The 17,835-nt window shown below is 63.8% G+C and carries 16 protein-coding genes; 15 read left to right on the top strand and 1 reads right to left on the bottom strand.

The window, feature by feature from the left end:
* Positions 1-3: 3 nt before the first annotated feature.
* Positions 4-990, bottom strand: a complete 987-nt coding sequence (locus B5D32_RS07170) for an alpha/beta hydrolase (RefSeq protein WP_159447000.1) — start codon at positions 988-990, stop codon at positions 4-6.
* Between the two features lie 139 nt (positions 991-1,129).
* On the opposite strand from B5D32_RS07170, the gene B5D32_RS07165 reads away from it, so the two are divergent.
* From B5D32_RS07165 to B5D32_RS07095, 15 genes are all read left to right on the top strand, one after another.
* The gene (locus B5D32_RS07165) at positions 1,130-2,575 is read left to right on the top strand and encodes a helix-turn-helix domain-containing protein (protein ID WP_078784380.1); all 1,446 of its coding nucleotides are present in this window, start codon (positions 1,130-1,132) and stop codon (positions 2,573-2,575) included.
* 60 nt (positions 2,576-2,635) lie between these two features.
* Positions 2,636-3,175: an NUDIX domain-containing protein gene (locus B5D32_RS07160; RefSeq protein WP_078784379.1), complete on the top strand. Its 540-nt coding sequence runs from the start codon at positions 2,636-2,638 to the stop codon at positions 3,173-3,175.
* Complete coding sequence (locus tag B5D32_RS07155) at positions 3,176-3,865, top strand: tRNA1(Val) (adenine(37)-N6)-methyltransferase (RefSeq protein WP_078784378.1); 690 nt, start codon at positions 3,176-3,178, stop codon at positions 3,863-3,865. It begins immediately after the preceding gene.
* A gap of 160 nt (positions 3,866-4,025) precedes the next feature.
* Entirely contained in the window at positions 4,026-4,814 is a 789-nt protein-coding gene (locus B5D32_RS07150) for a YesL family protein (RefSeq protein WP_078784377.1), read from the top strand.
* Between the two features lie 106 nt (positions 4,815-4,920).
* Positions 4,921-6,096, top strand: a complete 1,176-nt coding sequence (locus B5D32_RS07145) for a glycosyltransferase family 4 protein (protein WP_159446999.1) — start codon at positions 4,921-4,923, stop codon at positions 6,094-6,096.
* Positions 6,093-7,109, top strand: coding sequence for a glucosamine inositolphosphorylceramide transferase family protein (locus tag B5D32_RS07140; protein WP_078784375.1), 1,017 nt, complete (start codon positions 6,093-6,095; stop codon positions 7,107-7,109). The genes B5D32_RS07145 and B5D32_RS07140 overlap by 4 nt, the downstream gene beginning before the upstream one ends.
* A 151-nt stretch (positions 7,110-7,260) precedes the next feature.
* Entirely contained in the window at positions 7,261-8,373 is a 1,113-nt protein-coding gene (locus B5D32_RS07135; RefSeq protein ID WP_078784374.1) for a glycosyltransferase family 4 protein, read from the top strand.
* Positions 8,366-9,274 carry a hypothetical protein gene (locus B5D32_RS07130; protein ID WP_078784373.1) on the top strand — a complete coding sequence of 303 codons (909 nt, stop codon included), beginning with the start codon at positions 8,366-8,368 and terminating at the stop codon, positions 9,272-9,274. The genes B5D32_RS07135 and B5D32_RS07130 overlap by 8 nt, the downstream gene beginning before the upstream one ends.
* Before the next feature lie 223 nt (positions 9,275-9,497).
* Positions 9,498-10,604 carry a glycosyltransferase gene (locus B5D32_RS07125; RefSeq protein ID WP_159446998.1) on the top strand — a complete coding sequence of 369 codons (1,107 nt, stop codon included), beginning with the start codon at positions 9,498-9,500 and terminating at the stop codon, positions 10,602-10,604.
* Positions 10,601-11,557 (top strand): alpha-1,2-fucosyltransferase, encoded by a 957-nt coding sequence (locus tag B5D32_RS07120; protein ID WP_078784371.1) that lies wholly within the window; start codon positions 10,601-10,603, stop codon positions 11,555-11,557. Before B5D32_RS07125 ends, B5D32_RS07120 begins: the two co-directional genes overlap by 4 nt.
* Positions 11,558-11,727: 170 nt before the next feature.
* Positions 11,728-12,723, top strand: coding sequence for a glycosyltransferase family 2 protein (locus tag B5D32_RS07115; RefSeq protein WP_078784370.1), 996 nt, complete (start codon positions 11,728-11,730; stop codon positions 12,721-12,723).
* 227 nt (positions 12,724-12,950) lie between these two features.
* Positions 12,951-14,471, top strand: coding sequence for a polysaccharide biosynthesis C-terminal domain-containing protein (locus B5D32_RS07110; RefSeq protein ID WP_078784369.1), 1,521 nt, complete (start codon positions 12,951-12,953; stop codon positions 14,469-14,471).
* Positions 14,472-14,603: 132 nt separating this feature from the next.
* Positions 14,604-15,452, top strand: a complete 849-nt coding sequence (locus B5D32_RS07105) for a glycosyltransferase family protein (protein WP_078784368.1) — start codon at positions 14,604-14,606, stop codon at positions 15,450-15,452.
* Positions 15,449-17,185, top strand: a complete 1,737-nt coding sequence (locus tag B5D32_RS07100; protein WP_078784367.1) for a hypothetical protein — start codon at positions 15,449-15,451, stop codon at positions 17,183-17,185. Before B5D32_RS07105 ends, B5D32_RS07100 begins: the two co-directional genes overlap by 4 nt.
* Positions 17,186-17,280: 95 nt before the next feature.
* Positions 17,281-17,799, top strand: coding sequence for a hypothetical protein (locus B5D32_RS07095; protein WP_078784366.1), 519 nt, complete (start codon positions 17,281-17,283; stop codon positions 17,797-17,799).
* Positions 17,800-17,835: the final 36 nt, after the last annotated feature.

The following is a 17,835-nucleotide window of genomic DNA, read 5'->3' as shown; positions in this document are numbered from 1 at the left end:
ATATTATTTTTCAGGCTCGTCGGTCTCGGGCGGCCATACAAAGCCGCGCCGGGCCAGACAATCCTGCAAAAACTCCGTTGCCTGCTTCGTGTAGGCGTCGTTGTCGTGGTAGTAGCTCACGGCGTGCTCTGCGCCGTGTACCGTCAAAAATTTCTTGCCCTTCGCGCGGCAGGCTTCATAGTTGCGCTTCCCCATATCATAGGGTACAAAGCCGTCCGCGTCGCCGTGGACAAACAAAATCGGCACCTTGCTCTGCGCTGCGGCGGCCTCGCAGTCGGCGTCCTCGGGGTCAAAGTGGCCGAACAGGATCGCGCCCAGCCGTCCAACCGCATAGGTCAGCTCCAGCGGCATACCGGGCAGATACTCCGGCAGGCACTTGCGGGTGATTTCCCGCGGGCTGGTGTAGCCGCAGTCTGCCACAATGCCGCAGACGTTGTCCGGCAGGTTCAGCCCGGCGGCCAGCAGCACGGTGGCCGCCCCCATCGAGACGCCCATCAAAAAGATCGGCACCTCGGGGCCGAAGCGGCTCCGCGCCCAGACCGTCCAGTCGCGGGCGTCGTAGCGCTCCTTCACGCCCATCGTGATTGTATGGCCGCCGCTGTAGCCGTGGGCGCGCTGGTCGGGCAGCAGCACATTGTAGCCCAGCGCCGTACACAGCGTATAGCCGCCCAGGCCGTCCCGCTCCGCATAGCCGCGGTAGCCGTGGAAGATGATTGCCAGCGGCGCACCGTCGGCGTGGTGGTAGTAGCGTGCGGCCAGCGGCGTACCGTCCTGCGCCGTGATGTGCACGGCCTTGAACATATCCCGCGCCAGCGCGTCGGCGTCGGGGCCCATGGCCTTGCGGTAGCACTCCCGCGTGGGCATATCCGCCGGGGAGGGCACCTTCGTCGTCGGCTTCTGGTAAAAGGCAACGCGGTAGACGGCATACGCCGCGCCCAGCACCGCCGTGCCCGCCGCGGCCCCTGCCGCCAAAAGAGGATGCTTTTTCATAACGGTCACCTCGTTTTCACTTTCCCAGATTATAACAAATTTCCCGGCATATCGCAACGTTGTACCAAAAAAGTTTACACTTGCCAGCGCAGCACTTTCGCGGTATAGTAAAAGCATTCAATAAATGGAGGCCGCCCCCATGAGCGAACTGACCCAGACCCTGAAGATATTCGTCACCCGCTACCCCGGCACAATGGCCGAGCTGGCCCGCAAAGCGTCGATCGACCGCTCCACGCTGTACAAAATTGTAAGCGGTCAGCGCACCCCGCGGGAGTTCCAGCTGGAGCACCTGGCCGACGCGCTGGAATTGAGCGAGGAACAGAAATCCGCCCTGCTGCTGCAATACAAGCAGCGTGGCCGCGGCCCCGATCCCAGGCTGCGCGCCGAGCTGCACCACCTGCTGGAGGTCTCTTTCCGGGTGGAGGATTTCACCCACCGCGAGGGCCTTATCTCCAACGAAGCCGCCGGCCAGCTGCACTGCAGCGAGCAGTACATAGAGGGCAGCCGCGCAGTCGCCGCCGCCGTGGCATCGCTGGTGGCCAACCACATTCTGTCCGGCGATACCCGCCCGCTGCTCCTCTCGCCGTTCACAAACCCCACGCTGGACCATGTGCTGGTAGAACGCTTTTCGGCAGCGGACGGCGCACCCGTCGCACTGTCCCAGCTGCTGGTTTATGCCGAGAACCGCGACATTCCCCGGGAATGGGTGTCCGGCGTGTCCGTCCTGACCCGCACACTGCCGTTCCTTTTCCTGCCCAAGCTGAATTACGAGGCCCGCGTCGTGCGCCACGTCATGACCGAGCCCAGCCCCGGCACGCTGATGCCTGTCTATCTGCTGCTGCCCAAGGCCGCCGTCATGATGGACATCCAGGGCCAGAAGGCCTACATCATCATGGACCGCCAGGCCGTCGAAAATCTGCGCCTTGCGTTCAGCCGCAAATATCTCAACGCCGCATCGGTGCTGAAGCTCGCCACCGATGCCCACGACTTTTCGGAATCCATAGCGCTGTACAACGACCTCTTTTCGGAAAAGCGCCGCTGCTCCATGATCCGCTACCAGCCGCCGTTCGCCCTGTTTGCCGACGAGAAAATGGCCCTGCAGCTTGTCCGGCCCGGCGCCGCGCTGCAGTCCCTGCCCGCCCTGCTCGAACACCTGCAGATGTGGAGCGCCCAGGCCCCGGACCTCTATTTCTGTGAGGAAGGTCTTTTGCAGTTTGTACGCACCGGGAAAATGTTCGACATTCCGCCGGATCTGTGCGATGCGCCGGACATTCCCACCCGCCGGGAGCTGCTCCTGCGGCTGCGCCGCGCTGCGGAGTCTGACCGCCGCACCCTGCGCATCGTGGACTCTGCCCGGCTGGCGCCGACTCCGTCGATGAGCGTCAATGTTTTTCAGGGCCGCGGCGTTGTGTTCTGCCAGGCTATCCGGGAGCCGGACGGGCAGTACTGCCGCGAGTATCTGATGCAGGACCCCAACCTGACCGAAGCCCTGCTGGCCTACCTCGATGACGGCCACGCCTCTGATTGGCTGCGCAGCCAAAAATATACGCTCGACTTTATTGATTATTGTCTGCGTCTGCTGTAAAATAGAAGCAGTATCGGCCCTGCCTGTACGGCGGGGCCCTTTCTGCAAAGGAGAAAAGCAATGGCACATACCGAGACCATGCTGGAAAGCAAAGAAATCTTCAATGGCCGCGTCATCCGCGTGACCGTGGACAAGGTACAGCTTGAGGACGGCACGACCTCGACGCGGGAGATCGTCCACCACCACGGCGGCGCCTGCATCCTGCCTGTGGACGCCGACGGCAGCGTGACGATGGTACGTCAGTTCCGCTACGCCTTCGGCGAGGAGATCTGGGAGCTGCCCGCCGGTAAGCTCGAAGCGGACGAGGACCCGTTTGAGGCCGCCAAGCGCGAGCTGAGCGAGGAGTGCGGCCTGACCGCCGACAATTTTATCGACCTCGGCGTCGTCTATGCCACCGTCGGCTACGACAGCGAGAAAATCTATCTGTGGGCCGCCACCGGCCTGCACAGCACAGCGCAGCACCTCGACGCGGGCGAGTTCCTTGATGTCGTCAAAATGCCGTTCGACGAGGCCCTCGGCCTTGTGATGGACGGCACGATCAAGGACAGCAAGACCCAGGTCGCACTGCTGAAATACGCGCAGCTGCGCGCAAAAGTCTGAATGGGCGTTGAAATTCTCGACAACGGCACCCGCGTGCTGACCGCGCCGGGCGCGACGTTCGGCACCGACGCGCTGCTGCTGGCCCGCTTCGCGCAGCCCCGCAGAAACGAGCGTGCGCTCGACCTGTGCAGCGGGTGCGGCATCGTCTCACTCGTTTGGCACGACGCCGGGCACCGCGGCCCCTGCACCGCGCTGGAGATCGACCCCGCCGCGTCCGCCCTCTGCGCCGCGGCCCTGGCCGAAAACGCCGACGCCGCGCACATCGCGCCGGTCTGCGGCGACCTGCGGCAGCTCTGCACCGCCGGGCCGGAGCAGGGGCAGTACGATTTTGCCGCCTGCAACCCGCCGTACTTCACAGCCGGTCCCCGCAGCCCGGACCCGCGCCGGGCCGAGGCCCGCCACACCGGCAGCTGCACCACCGCCGACGCCGTGGACTGCGCGCGCCGCGCCCTGCGGGACGGCGGGCGGTTTCTGCTCTGCCAGCGCCCGGAGCAGTTGGCGGAAATTCTGGCTGCCTTACGCGCCGCGCGCCTTGAGCCGAAGCGTCTGGCTTTTGTCAAGAACCGCCCCGACGCCGCGCCCTGGCTTTTCCTCGTCGAAGCCCAGAAGGGCCGCAAAACCGGCCTGCGCGTCGAGCCGGACATTCTGATTCAAAGCGGTGCCGCCCTCTACGGGCCCACTACTTTGTAGGGGCGGGCATCGCCCGCCCGTGCTCGTTTGCGGCAGCGGCAAACACCCCGGGCGGATATGGAATCCGCCCCTACGGCGCAGGGGTCGCTGCTTGCATCGACCCGAAAGGCCGCCGCGCCCCCTTTTCCCCCAACATCATTCCATAAGGAGCTATTGTATCATGGGACTTTTCACGCGCAATTTTGATAAACCCGGCCCGGGCGTATCGCCCGACGCCCCCCGTAAAAAGGGCGCTGCCCGCTTTTTTGAGATTTTGGGCCGCGACTTCTCCACCATCTGGCTGGCCGGCATACTGGCGATGCTCGGCGGTCTGCCGTTTGCCGCCGGTGTCTGGTTCGCCGTCGAGACCCACTCTTTGGTCCCGCTCGTCATCGCGGGCGTGCTGGGCGGCATGATCGCCGCGCCGCAGATCGTCGGCCTGAACGACACGATCCTGCGCACGCTGCGCGACGAGCCCGGCTACTGGTGGGAGACCTACCGCCGCACCTGGAAGCGCAACCTGAAGGAATCCCTGCTGCCCGGCGCTGTCTGCGGCTTGCTGCTGGCCATGGAACTTTTCTCACTCTGCCACATCAACATTGCCGGCGGGCAGGTGGCCGTGATCGCCGTGCTGGTCGCCATCATCCTGCTGGCCGGCATTGCCCAGTACCTCTACGTGCAGGTCGCGCTGCTTGACCTGTCCTTCGCCGGACTGTTGAAGAACTCCCTCATGCTGTTCCTGGGCTACCTGCCCCGCAGCGGCCTGGGCCTGCTGTGGCAGCTGCTGTACTGGGGCGCTGTGGCGCTGTTCTGGCCGATTTCCAGCTTTGTGCTGATTTTAACCAGCCTGTGGCTGCCCTGCCTGCTGAGCCTGATGGCCATTTACCCCGCACTGGAAAAGAGCTTTGACATCGAGAAAAAAATCAAGGCCATCCGTGAGGCCCAGCTCCACGGTGACGACGACCAGTAATTTTACCGCGAGGGACGCACTGCGTTCCTCTTTTTTTGTTGCGAAAGCGCCGCAAAAAGGGTATAATGTCATAATAGGTTTATTGTCTGCAAGAGGAGGCGGCTGCGTGAAAATTCTGCTGATACACTGTCATTACCGGCTGCCCGGCGGCGAGGACGCCGTCTTTGCCGCGGAGCGCGCCCTGCTGGAGCAGCACGGCCACACCGTCGTCGTCTATGAGCGCAGCAATGAGGAGGCCGCCCACGGCGCGGCTAAGGCGCTGCTGCCTTTTCGCGCCGTCTGGAACCGCCGGGCCGCCCGCGACGTGCGGAATATCATGGAACAGCAGCACATCGACGCCGTCCACATCCACAACACGCTGCTGCTCCTCAGCCCTGCTGTTGTGCGCGCCGCCAAAAAATGCGGCGTGCCGGTGGTGCTGACGCTCCACAACTTCCGCCTGTTCTGCCCGAACGGCATCTTACTGCGGGACGGCCGGGTCTGTGAGGACTGCCCGCACCACGGCCTGCACTGCGCACTGCGGCACCGCTGCTACCGCGGCAGCCGGGCGCAGACGCTCGTCGTCGTGGCCGCCTACTGGCTGCATCGGGTGCTGGGCACATGGCGCGGCATCACCATCACCACCCCCACCGAGTTTGACCGGGAAAAGCTGCTGGAATTCAATAAGATCCATCCCACCTTTGACGAAAACCGCCTTGTCGTCAAGCCGAATCCCGTGACTGTGCCCTCCGGCCCCGTCACCCCTTGGGAGGAGCGCAAGCGTCAGTTCGTCTTTGCGGGCCGCTTGGAGGAACTAAAGGGGCTGCGCACCGTCATTGAGGCATGGCGCATTCTGGGCAAGGACGCACCGCTGCTGCTTGTGGCCGGGGACGGTCCGCTGGCCGACTGGGCCAAAGCGCAGAATCTGCCCAAGGTGCAATTCGTCGGCCAGCTTCCGCGGGACGCGCTGCACCGCCTGATGGCCGAGAGCCGCGCCGTCGTCGCCGCCAGTCTCTGCTATGAGAGCTTTGCCCTTGTCCCGGCGGAGGCCCACGCGCTGGGCACGCCGGTGCTGGCCAGCGGCATCGGCAATGTCGGGGCGTCGGTGCGGCCCGGGTTTGACGGGCTGTGCTTTGCCCCCGGCGACCCCGCCGCGCTGGCCGGGGCTGTCCGCGCCATGAGCGCCATGCAGTTTGACTGCACGGCCATTGCCAACGCCACCCGCCGCCGCTTCAGCGCCGAGGAAAACTACAAGACCCTGCTAAAACTATACGGCCGCCGCGCCGCCGAGGAAGTATCATGAACCAGTTTTACCGCGCCCTGCACATGCCGCCCAAGCGGCTGCTGCGCAAAGTCATGGGCGAAAAAGAAATCTACACCATCGCCGTGCGCCCCCGCCCCACTGCCGAGGGCACCGAGCCGCTGCCCGCTCTGGAAGGCGGCCCCTACACCCTGCTGCCCCGGCGGGAGGGCTGGTGGTTTGCCGACCCGCTGCTCTACCACCGGCGCGGCAAGCGCTGGCTGTTCGCCGAGGCGATGGACCTCTCCACCGGCAAGGGCCGCCTCGAGGTCTGCGAGCTGCACGACGACGGCACCGCCGACGACTGGCGCGTCGCGCTGGAAGAAGATTTCCACCTGTCGTTCCCGATGGTCTTTGACTGGAACGGTGAGGTCTGGATGATCCCCGAGACCGGCAGCGACCACAGCCTGCGGCTCTACCGCTGCAAGACCTTTCCCACCCAATGGGAGCTGGTGCAGCGCTTTCCCACGGACGAGGAGCTCTGCGACACGATTTTGCTGGACCGCCGCGCCGAGGCCCTGACCCTGCTTTGCAGCGAGACCCGCCCCGACAACCAGCTCTATGTGCGCTACCGCCGCTACACGCTGCGCCACGCCGTACAGGAGACCGCCGCCGTCCCGCTGCCTGCCGAGGACACCCTGCCCGCCGCGCCCGGCCCGTTTGAGCTGCTGCCCGATGAAGCCTACAATCTGCAGCACCGCGACTTTGACCTTGTCAGCCGCAACGCCGGGCCGTTTTTCCTGCTGGGTGAGCAGATCATCCACCCCACCCAGGTCAGCACCACCGTGGACTACGGGGTCTATCTGCAGTTTCTCGCCCGCCGCGGCAGCTCGGAGGTGCCTCTCTGCGCCGCCACGCCGCAGAACGTCGAGATCACCGGCCTTGCCCCCGCGGACATCATCGGCATCCACACCTACTGCCGCGATGACGTTTTAGAGATCATCGACGCAAGGTATCTGACAAGGCTGCCGAAGATTGAGACAGCCGTCGAAACCGTTTCCGAAGCAAAGCCGTAAAAAATCGTGCTCTGTAGGGGCGAACATGGTTCGCCCGCCAACCTGACGCCGCATCGATTTTCCGGGAAGGCTGCGCGCATAGCAAACGGCCACGGGCGAACCATGTTCGCCCCTACGGTCTCTATACCCCAAAAGAGGTAATCATCCATTCATGAAAACCATCGTCATTCCGCAATTTTACCGCGGGCCGTCGGGCCAGAAGGGCCTGTATAACCGGCAGGAGGTCGGCCTGGCCCGCGCCTTTGCCGCGCTGGGCTGCCGCGCCGTCGTGCTCTACCCGGAGCCGGGCGCTAAAGCCCCCCGGATCGAGACCCCGGAGCCAAACGTAAAAATCTGCTATATGCCCGCCGTCGCCTTCGGCGTGCAGGCATTCTATAAAAGCTGGCAGATTCTGCTTGACGAGCATGCCGACGCCGTCCATGTCATGGGCGACAACTCCCTCGGCGTGCCGGGGCTGTACCGCTTCTGCCAAAAGCACGGCATCCTGTTTTACAGCCAGCTCGGTGCGCTGAAAAGCACCTCCAACCACGCCGCCGTGCGCAGGGTCATGGATCTGCTGCTGCGCCGCAATCTGGCGGTATACCGCAAAACGCCCACCTACGCCAAAACCCCCGCCGTCGCCGCCGAGCTGGAAAGCCTCGGCGTGCCCTGCGCGGGGCTGATGCCCGTCGGGCTGGACACCGCCATCATCCCGTCCATCCCCAACAACCGCACCGAGATCCGCCGTGCGCTCAAAATCGACGAGCACGCGCGGGTGTTCATCTTTGTGGGCCGCCTTGACCCCTACAAGCAGCCGCTCGACCTTGTGCCGCTTTTGCAGGCCGCGCCGGACTGGTACGCCATCATCATTGGCCGGGGCTCACTGGGCGATGAGCTGACCCGCCGCCTGACCGACGCGGGCTTACTGGACCGCTGCCGCCTGATCCCGCAGCTGCCCAACGAGCAGGTGCACGTTTATTATCATGCCTGCGACGCTTTTGTGAACCTGAACCCGAATGAGATTTTCGGCATGAGCCTGCTGGAGGCCATGTACGCGGGCTGCCCGCCGGTGGCGCGCCACGCCCCCGGCCCCAACCTTATCATTGAGAACGGCATCAGCGGCCTGCTGTGCGGCACCGTGCCCGAGCTGGCCGCAGCGCTGGACAAAACCACCGCCGCCATGGGCCACGCCGCCCAGAGCCGCGTGAACGAAAACTTTCTGTGGCAGAACAGTGCCGAGCTGGCCCTGACCCTGCTGCCCAAAAAGGGAAAAGCCAATGGATAACGACAATCCTCTTTTGCAGAAGGCCGCCGACCTCTACCGCGGTCTGCGCTTTACAATGAAATACCGCGGCGTGGACATCCTGCCCGCGGCTGCCGGCAACGACCTAGTGCGCGACCTGCTCGAGAGCGGTCAGCCGTTCCTGTTTGGCCGCTGCGGTGCCACCGAGATGCGCACCGTGGCCGACTGGCTGCAAAACGGCGGGCACAATTTCACGGACCGCACGCGGGCGGACATTCGGAATCTGTCGGGCGTCTTTCCCACCGACGATGCCACGCTGGACAAATTCTGCCGTCACTACGTCAAGACTGCGCAGAGCGCCGAGCTGCTCGCCCTCTGGAACGTCGGGGCCGAGCGGGAGGTGATCCGCGGCTGTGACGCGACCCGCTTTACCGAGCTGCGCGCCTTGGAGCCCTACTACCACGCCCGCCCGTGGAGCGCCGCCCTCGCGGGCAAACGGGTGCTCGTCGTGCATCCGTTCCGCCGCACGATTTTAGCCCAGTATGAAAAGCGCACCCAGCTGTTTCCCGGCAAAGACGTGCTGCCGGAGCTTGCCTGCCTGACGGTCATTCAGGCCGTACAGGGTCTGGGCGGGCAGGATACCGGCTACGCCGACTGGTTTGACGCCCTGACCGAGATGGAGCGCCGGATGGACGCCGTCGACTACGACGTCGCCATCGTCGGCGCAGGGGCCTACAGCCTGCCGCTGGCCGCCCACGCCCGCGACACCGGCCACGCCGCCATACAAATGAGCGGTGCCACGCAGCTTTTGTTTGGCATCAAGGGCAAGCGCTGGGACGACCACCCTGTCATTTCCAAGCTCTACAACCCCGCCTGGGTCCGTCCCGACGAGACCGAGGGCATCAGCAATAAAGAAAAGGTCGAGGGCGGGAGCTACTGGTAATTTTTCAGATAATAGATAAGAGATAACAGATAATAAAAAATGTACACCGTTAGACGGCGCGTCCTAAAAAGCCTGCCCGTAGGGGCCGGACATGTCCGGCCCTCAACCTTCCCCGCATATCGCTTTATCCTTATACTCCCCTGTGGTTAAAATTGCGGCGCGCGGCGCCGCTCCACTTCTATTATCTTTTATCTCTTATCTTTTATTTTTTCCGGAGACCACCATGAAAATCTTAATGATCAGCAACCACCTCGGCGTGCAGAGCGGCGTACAACGGTATGTCCAGAACCTGCTCCTGCACCTCGATACCACCAAATACCGCGTCACCCTTTTCGTCGGTCAGTGCCCGCCGGACCAGGCCAGCACGGCCCCTGCGCTCGAGGCGCACGGCGTCGAGATCCTCGCCGTGCCGGACAACAAAAAGGACCGCATCCGCGCCCTGGCCGCCCACCTGCGCACCCATAAGGACTACGACATCATCCACTACCACACGGCCAGCAAGATCGGTGCCCCGGTCTGCGGCATGATGCGCGTACTCTGCCCCCGGGCTAAAATCGTGGTGCATAGCCACATCGTCTACCCGCCCATGACGCTGACCTGGCGCGCCGCCCATCTGGTGTACCAGCTGTTCGCGGACTACTTCCTCGGCTGCGGCGTCGCGGCGGGGCGGTTCGTGTTCGGTGACCATATCGACGCTAAGCCGAACTTTTCCGTAGCCTGCAACGCCGTGGATGCCGGGCGCTTTCACCCGGATGCCGCCGCCCGCGCCGCGACCCGCGCCGCCTGGGGCATTACCGACACGGACCGGCTGGCCGGGTTCGTCGGGCGGCTGAACCACCAGAAAAATCCGCTTTTCCTGATGGAGGTCTTTGCCGCGATGGCCGCGCAGGACCCGCATTGGAAGCTGCTGCTCGTCGGCACCGGCGAGATGGAGCCTGAAATGCGCGCCGCCGCGGCCCGCCGCGGCCTGACAGACCGCGTCATCTTTGCGGGCGTGCAGAGCGATGTGCCCGCCTTCATGAACGCCTTTGACCTGTTTCTGCTGCCCAGCAACTTTGAGGGCAGCCCCGTCACCCTGGTGGAGGCGCAGGGCTGCGGCGTGCCGTGCCTGGCGTCCACCAACGTGCCCGACGACGGCTCGGTGACCGACCTTGTGCATTTTCTGCCGCTGGCCGCGCCGCTGACCGACTGGGCCGCCAAGGCCGAGGCCATCGCCGCCCACGGCGACCACGACGACCACTGGGCCGCGCTCTCCGCCGCCGGGTACGAGCTGAAAACCGCTGCCCGCCGCATGGAGCAGCTGTACGACAAACTGGGAGGACACGCATGATCTACGCCGAACTGGCCGGGGGCCTCGGCAACCAGATGTTCATCTACGCCTTCGCGCGGGCACTGGGTCTGCGCTGCGGCGAGCCCGTCACCCTGCTGGACCGGCAGGACTGGCGCGACGGTGCCCCGGCGCACACGGTCTGCGCGCTGGATGCACTGAACATCTCGCCGGATGTCAAAATCATTGCCGACGCGGGCTTTGCCAAGGCACACCTGCCGTGCCGGAACGCCGCCAAGGCGCTGATGATCAAGTACGAGCAGCGCCGCGGCCTGATGGCCCGCGACTGGCACAGCTTTGAGGCTGCCGCTGCCCCGCTGCTGAACGCCGTCGGCCTGCACTTTGCCACCGACGGCTACACCCCCGTCCGCCGCGGCCACGCCCGCGATTTCCTCGCGTGGGGGTACTTCCAGAGTGAGCGTTACTTTGCGGATTTTGCCCCTATTATAAAGGAAGAGCTGCGTGCAAAAGCCGCCCCCGCCGGGCCCTATGCGGCGCAGATCACCGCCGCCGCGTACCCCGTCTGCGTCCATCTGCGCCGCGGCGACTACCAGAAGCCCGAGAACGCGATCTTACAGGTCTGCACGCCGGACTACTACGCCCGCGCTGTCGCAGCGGTCAGGGACGAACACCCCGACGCCGCGCTGTTTGTCTTTTCCGACGACATCGACTGGGCACGGGAGCATCTGGACACCGCGGGTCTGCCCGCCGTGTTCCTGCCCCGCGGCGAGGCCGTCGCCGACCTGGCCTTCATGCAGCTCTGCCGCGGCTTTGTCCTGAGCAACTCCACCTACAGCTGGTGGGCGCAGTACCTCGCCCCCGCCCCCGATAAACAAACCTGGGCGCCGGATAAGTGGTATGCGCACACAAAGAAAACGGCCTTGTATCAGGACGGATGGCAGCTTATAAAGGCTTCCCCCAAGGGGCTGCGCCCGCAGGCGCGTGTCGAAGCGTAACCGCCGTAGGCGGCTCTTGACGCGGAGACTGAAGCTGTCGCCGCAGGCGACTGATGAGGGCAAACCTCGCCATCATCACCCGCTGACAGCTTGCAGCGCACACTCTCCCCTCATCCGGCCCTTCGGGCCACCTCCCCCTCGGGGGAAGGCTTTATAGCAAGGAGACACTTATGCCTCTCTTTTCCATCATCATCCCCGTCTACAACGTGCAAAACTACCTGTCCGCCTGCGTCAAAAGCGTGGTCGAGCAGCCCGGTCCGCGCGACTGGGAGTGCATCCTTGTGGACGACGGCTCCACCGACCAAAGCGGCGCGATGTGCGACGCCCTCGCCGCCGAGCTGCCCGGCCTGCAGGTCATTCACCGGGAAAACGGCGGCCTTGCCGCGGCGCGCAACACCGGCCTCAAGGCCGCCACCGGCGACTGGCTGCTGTTTCTCGACAGTGACGACGCCATGGCCCCCGGCCTGCTGGCGCAGCTGCGCGGTGCGCTGGCCGCCCACCCGGACTGCGACTGGTTCATCGGCAAGCATCTCGAATGGCAGCCCGACGGCACGCTGACCCCGCACGACGGTCTGCATCTGGTGCCCGGCCCGTTTGCCAGCAGCGACTACGCCGCGCGGCTGAAGGCCCTGTACACCGCCGGGCACTGGTCGGTCTGGAAATACTGCATCCGGCGGTCCTTTTTGGAGCAGGCCCGCGTCCGCTTCCTGCCGGACTGCGTCTGGGCCGAGGACTGGCCCTTTGACCTTGAGCTGCTGCTGCACTGCGACAGGCTCTACTTTCTGGACACGGTTTTCACCCACTACCGCGTCGGACGGCAGGGCAGTCTTTTGACAGATGCCAAAAATCTGCCCAAACGCTTTCGGGGCCTTGCCGCCGCACAGCGCCGCCTGGCCAGGCTCTCCGCCAACGGCACGGCGGACGCCGCGGCCTACGCCGCCATGCAGGATGCCGCTGCAGACGTTTTCTGGCCGCAGGCCCGCACGGCAGCGGTCAGGGACGCCGCCATCCGCAAGGCCTGCCTGCCCTATATCGAGCAGCTGCGCCCGCTCTACCCCCACGGCACCGAGGTCCGCACCCGCCGCGACTGGCGGCTGTTCCAGTGGATGATGCAGACCTTCGGGCCGCGGTTCACGCTTTGGGCGGCAAGCCTTCAACGCAAATAAAAAATAATAAATAATAAATAATAAATCATGTACGCCGCCCGCGGCGGCGTGATTTAAATTGCGTGTGTACCTCCGCTGTAGGGGGCGGCGTCCCCGACGCCCCGCGCCCCGCCTATATATACCATTTTCCCTTCGTTTGCCCGCAATTTTTAAACGCGGCACGCGGTGCCGCACCACATTTATTATTTATTATTTTTTATTTATTATTTAAAAACGGAGATTTAACCTTGCGTACCAAACGTACCTTACTGAATATGGCCTACGCTCTCGGGTCCAGTCTGCTGCTTCTGCTGCTGGGCCTCGTCACGCGGCGTCTGCTCGTCGATAACTTCGGCCCGCAGATCACCACGGCATCGCAGGTCGTCAGCCAGCTTTTCAACTTTTTCTCCATCGCCGAGTTCGGCGTTGGCAGCGTCATAAGTTATCGTCTCTACGAGCAAATCGCCGCCAAAAATGAGGAAAAGATCAGCAAGTACATGTCGATGTACAAGTGGGCCTACCGCGTCGTCGGCCTGGTCATTGCGGGGCTGGCGCTCATCGGCGCGGCGGCCCTGCGGTGGATCATGCCCGACGTGCCCGCCGCCACGGCATACACAGTCTACGGCCTGAACGTCGTTTCAACGCTGTGCAGTTATTTTCTGATAACTCGCCGCCTGATGTACACCTGCACCCAGCAGGGCTACCGCTGCACCCAGATCGACTTCTGCTGCAACGTGCTGACGAGCCTTGCCAAAATTGCCGTGTCGCTGTGGTTCCCCAACTACGTGCTCTATTTCAGCGTGACGATCTTCTTCAACGTCACGGCCAACCTGCTGATTGCCCGCCGCTTCAGGAAGGATTTTCCCTACGTACACGACGTTAAGGTCACGGTCAACGACTTTAAAGACCTCGGCATTTTCCACGATCTGCGGTACTTTCTGGTGCACCGCCTGTCCAACACCATCTACGGCTCGTCCGACACCATCGTGACCTCCCGCCTGGGCGGCTCGACCCAGACGACGTTTTTAGGCAACTACAACACGATCTCGACCTCCGCCACAGACCTCGGCAACAAGGTCATGGACAGCTTCGCCGCGGCCATCGGCAGCATCGTCTACGACAAGTCCGCCGCCGCCAACGACCACGACAAGCAGGTGTTCTGGGGCATGGACCTGTTCAGCTACCTGTTTGCCAGCTTCGTAGCTACAGCGTATTTCTGCCTGTTCCAGCCGTTCATGGCGTCCTGGATGGGCGAAAAATGGCTGCTGCCGCTGGGCTTCGTGCTCGTGTTCTGCTTAAATGAGTACGTCGGCTGGAACCACCGGATGCTCGGCAGTTACCGCGCCGTCCTCGGCCATTTTGAGGACGACCAGTGGTTCATGGTCGCGTCGGCCACGGTCAATCTGGCGCTCAGCTTTATCCTGTTCCCGCTGTTCGACATCACCGGCGCACTGATCGCCACCGTCGTCGCCCACTGCATCATGTGGGCCGGGCGTATCCGGGTCGTGTTCCGCCAGTACATGCGCGGCGGGCTCGGGCATTATCTCGGCGTGCAGGCTCTGCATCTGGTCACGCTGGCTGTCTGCATGGGCGGCAGCTACGCGCTCTGCGCCCGGATGCCCGGCGGCTGGCTCGGCCTTGTGCCGCGGATTCTCGTCGTCCTCGTCGTGCCCAACGCCCTGAACCTCGCCGTCTACGGCTGGGGCAAAGACGCCGCCTACCTGCGCCAGTACGCGGGCAAGGTGGCCAAGAAGCTGCTGAAAAAGTGACTTCCCTTCTTGGCCCCCTCTGGGAGGGGGCTCCGCCGCAGGCGGTGGGGGAGCTTTCCGCCTGCCGCCCTCCCTCCGGCCCTCCGGGCCACCTCCCTCGCACGCGAGGGAGGCAAATAACGTGGTGATCTTATGAAAACTCTCGCCATCCTGTATATCTGCACCGGCCCCTACGCGGTGTTCTGGCATGATTTTTACCCCAACTTCAAGGCAAATTTTCTGCCTGACTGTGACCGCATCTTCTACGTTTTTACCGATGCAGCGCATATTGACTATGAGGACGCCCCCGACGTGCGCCGCATTTATCAGAAGGCCCTGCCCTGGCCGCAGAGCACGATGCTGCGCTTTGACGCCTTCCTCGGTCAGGCCGACGCGCTGCAAGGCTATGACTACCTGTTCTTTGCCAACGCCAACCTGCACTGCACCCGCGTCATCCGCGCCGACGAGCTGCTGCCCGACCCCGCCGCCGGGCAGAGCCTGACCGCGGTCTGCCACCTGCCCTACTATGGCAAAAATCCGATTTTCCACCCCTATGACCGCAGCGGCAAAAGCCGGGCGTCCATCCCGTACAGCTGCGGGCAGTATTACGTGGCGGGCGGGCTGAACGGCGGCACGGCGGCGGCCTATCTGGCCCTGTGCCGGGAGCTGAAAAAGCGCACGGACGAGGATCTGCAAAACAACGTCATTGCGCGCTTTCACGATGAAAGCCAGCTCAACCGCCTGGTCGCCGAAACGCCCGGAAAATTCCGCATCCTGCCGCCCGACTACTGCACGCCGGAGGAAACGCCCACCGGGCATGAGGCCATTCTTGTGCTGCAAAAAAGCCGCTGCATCAACGTGGAAAGCGTCAAGGGCGCTGCCAAGCCGCAGAATTTTGTCCAGCGCAAGTGGGAGGCGTTCCGCCTGAACTGGCTGCCCTATCTCTGGCTGGCGCGCGACACGCTGCTGCGCCGCCGCATTGATTTTAAAAACGATCTATGAGCCATACCAAAAAACCGACAATTGAAAAAATCATCCTTGCCCTGCTGGGCCTGCTGGCGCTGGCCGCGCTCGTCCGCACAATGTTCCTGGGGCTGGAGATCGACGAGGAGTACGCCCTGTCCCTCGGCTTCCGCCTTGTGCGCGGTGACCGGCTCTTTTACTCGATGTGGGAGCCGCACCAGCTGGCCGCCCTGCCGCCCGCTTTGCTCATCGGCCTGTTTACCGCCGTCGCGGGCACGACCACCGGCGTGCTGCTGTTTGTGCGCGGCGCTGTGCTGGCTGTCAAGCTCGCGCTGGCCGTCTGGTTTTACCGCAGCCTGCGCGTGGCCCTCGGGGGGCGCTGCGCCTATCTGCTGACGCTGGCCGTGCTGGCCTTCACGCCCAAGTGGTTTTTGGGGCCGGACTACGTCAGCCAGCAGTTCCACTTTACGCTGGCGGCGTTCCTGTTTTTGTACGGCTACTACGCGCCCGGCCCGCGGCAGTACCGCGGTCTGTGGCGGGTCGCGGCGGGCGGCGTCTGCGCCTGCCTGAGCTTCCTCGCCTACCCGCAGACCCTCGCTGCCGCGCCGGTGCTGATGCTGGCGCTGCTCCTGCTGGGCCGCGGCAGTGCCGACAAATGCCGCGGTCTCTGGGTATTTGTGCTGACCTGTGCCGTCTGCGGCGGTGCGTTTGTCGTGTATGTTTTGCAGGGCATGGGCTTTGATTTCGCCGCCCTGCTCGCACGCGCCGACCTGATTTTACACGACCCACAGTATGATTTTACCACAGCGGACCGTCTTGCCATGCTCCGTTCCCAGCTTTCCGCCGTCATCGGCAACTGCTGGCTTTCGGCCCTGGCCGGTGTGGCGCTGGCCGCCGCCGGGATGCTCTTTGGCGAGCGCCGCGGCTTTGCCCGCAGCCTTGAAAAGGCGCTTTGGTACACAGCGTTCTTCCTCTCTCTCTGGTGCACGGCCTACTGTCTGCGCGCGCAGGAGCTGGATTTCCGCTACATGTGCCCGGCGTTCGCGCTGGCCGGCGGCTGGACGTTCTGGTGTGACCGGCGCGAGGCCGACCACCGCCCCCTGCGCCGTCTGCTGTTCTGGCTGGGCTGGCTGCCCGGCATAGCGGCGTACCTGTTTATCCTGCGCTCCACGCTGATCGCGCTGCCAACGACCTTTATGTACCTGTTCTGGCCCGCGGTCTGCGGAACGGCAGTGCTGCTGCTCAAGCCCCGCCCGACCCGGCGGCACCGCGCCGCGGCGGCATTGCTGACAGCCGGGCTCCTGCTGGCCTGTGCCGTGCCGAGGCTCTGCCTTGTGCTGGAGACCGGCTGGCACTGTGAGCCGATCACGGCCATCCAGCCCGAAAGGATCACCCGCGGCCCCGCCGCCGGGACCTGGGCCGACACCAAGGCCGCCGACATGCAGGAATGCCTGTATGAAGCCCTCGCCCCCTATGCGGGCAAGAGCGTGCTCCAGGCCATCGGTGAGCAGCACGGCCTCGGCTTTCTGATGGCAGACGGCACGCTGACCGTCGCGCAGGCGTCCGTCATCTCGGGCACCGACAGCGACCCGCGTTTTGAACAGTACTATGCGCTTTTGCCGGAAAAGCAGCCCGCCGTCATCCTCTACGATGATGCCGAGGTCCGCGACATGGCCGAATTCCACGCCTGGATCGAGCAGCACTTTACCATCACAGACCGCTACACCGTGCAGCACGGCACGGCCAGTCTGCAGGTGCTCGTCGTCGGGTAATTTTGCGGAATTTTACAATCGGGAACGGTTGTCATCCTGCTTTCGGATGTGGTATACTGTTATCAAATCGTCATACTTTGCAAGGAGGCGCCCACATGGGCCTGATTACCACCATCCAGAACAAAACCGAACAAGCCCGCGCAAGGGAACGCATCCGCCCGCTGCTGGAGAGCCGCATGATGCGCGACATCCTGCTGGAGATCGGCCAGCGCGGCACCGAGAAGCTCGACCCCCAGAGCGTGCCGCTGGATCAGCGCCCATTGGCATCGAAGCGCGCCGCCGAGTGCGGCACTGCGGGATTGCAGCAGAGCGTCATCCGGGAGATCGTCCTGGACGAGGCCGCCATCACGCTGTTTGCCGGCAGCGACGAGGTACCGTTCCTCTACGGCGACTACAATTACGAGACCATCGACGACACCGATTGTCTGCCCGCCGTAGCACAATATCTGGTGCAGCACCTACTGGGGTACTACAACATCACCCGGACATTCTACTCTGTCCCCAAGCACAACGGACGCAGCGTGACCGAAAAGACCCGCCAGGTCTTTATCAAGCGCCACCACGAGGACACCCCCTTCGACCCCCAGCCCACCAAAAAGCAAAAGCTATTTTAAACCCAAAACACGCTCCGCAGTTCATTTTGAACCGCG

This window comes from Gemmiger formicilis (genome assembly GCF_900167555.1).
GTDB classification, from domain to species: Bacteria; Bacillota; Clostridia; order Oscillospirales; family Ruminococcaceae; genus Gemmiger; species Gemmiger formicilis.
The sequence above is the reverse complement of the archived record's forward strand: the minus strand, read 5'-3'. Positions and strand labels throughout refer to the sequence as shown.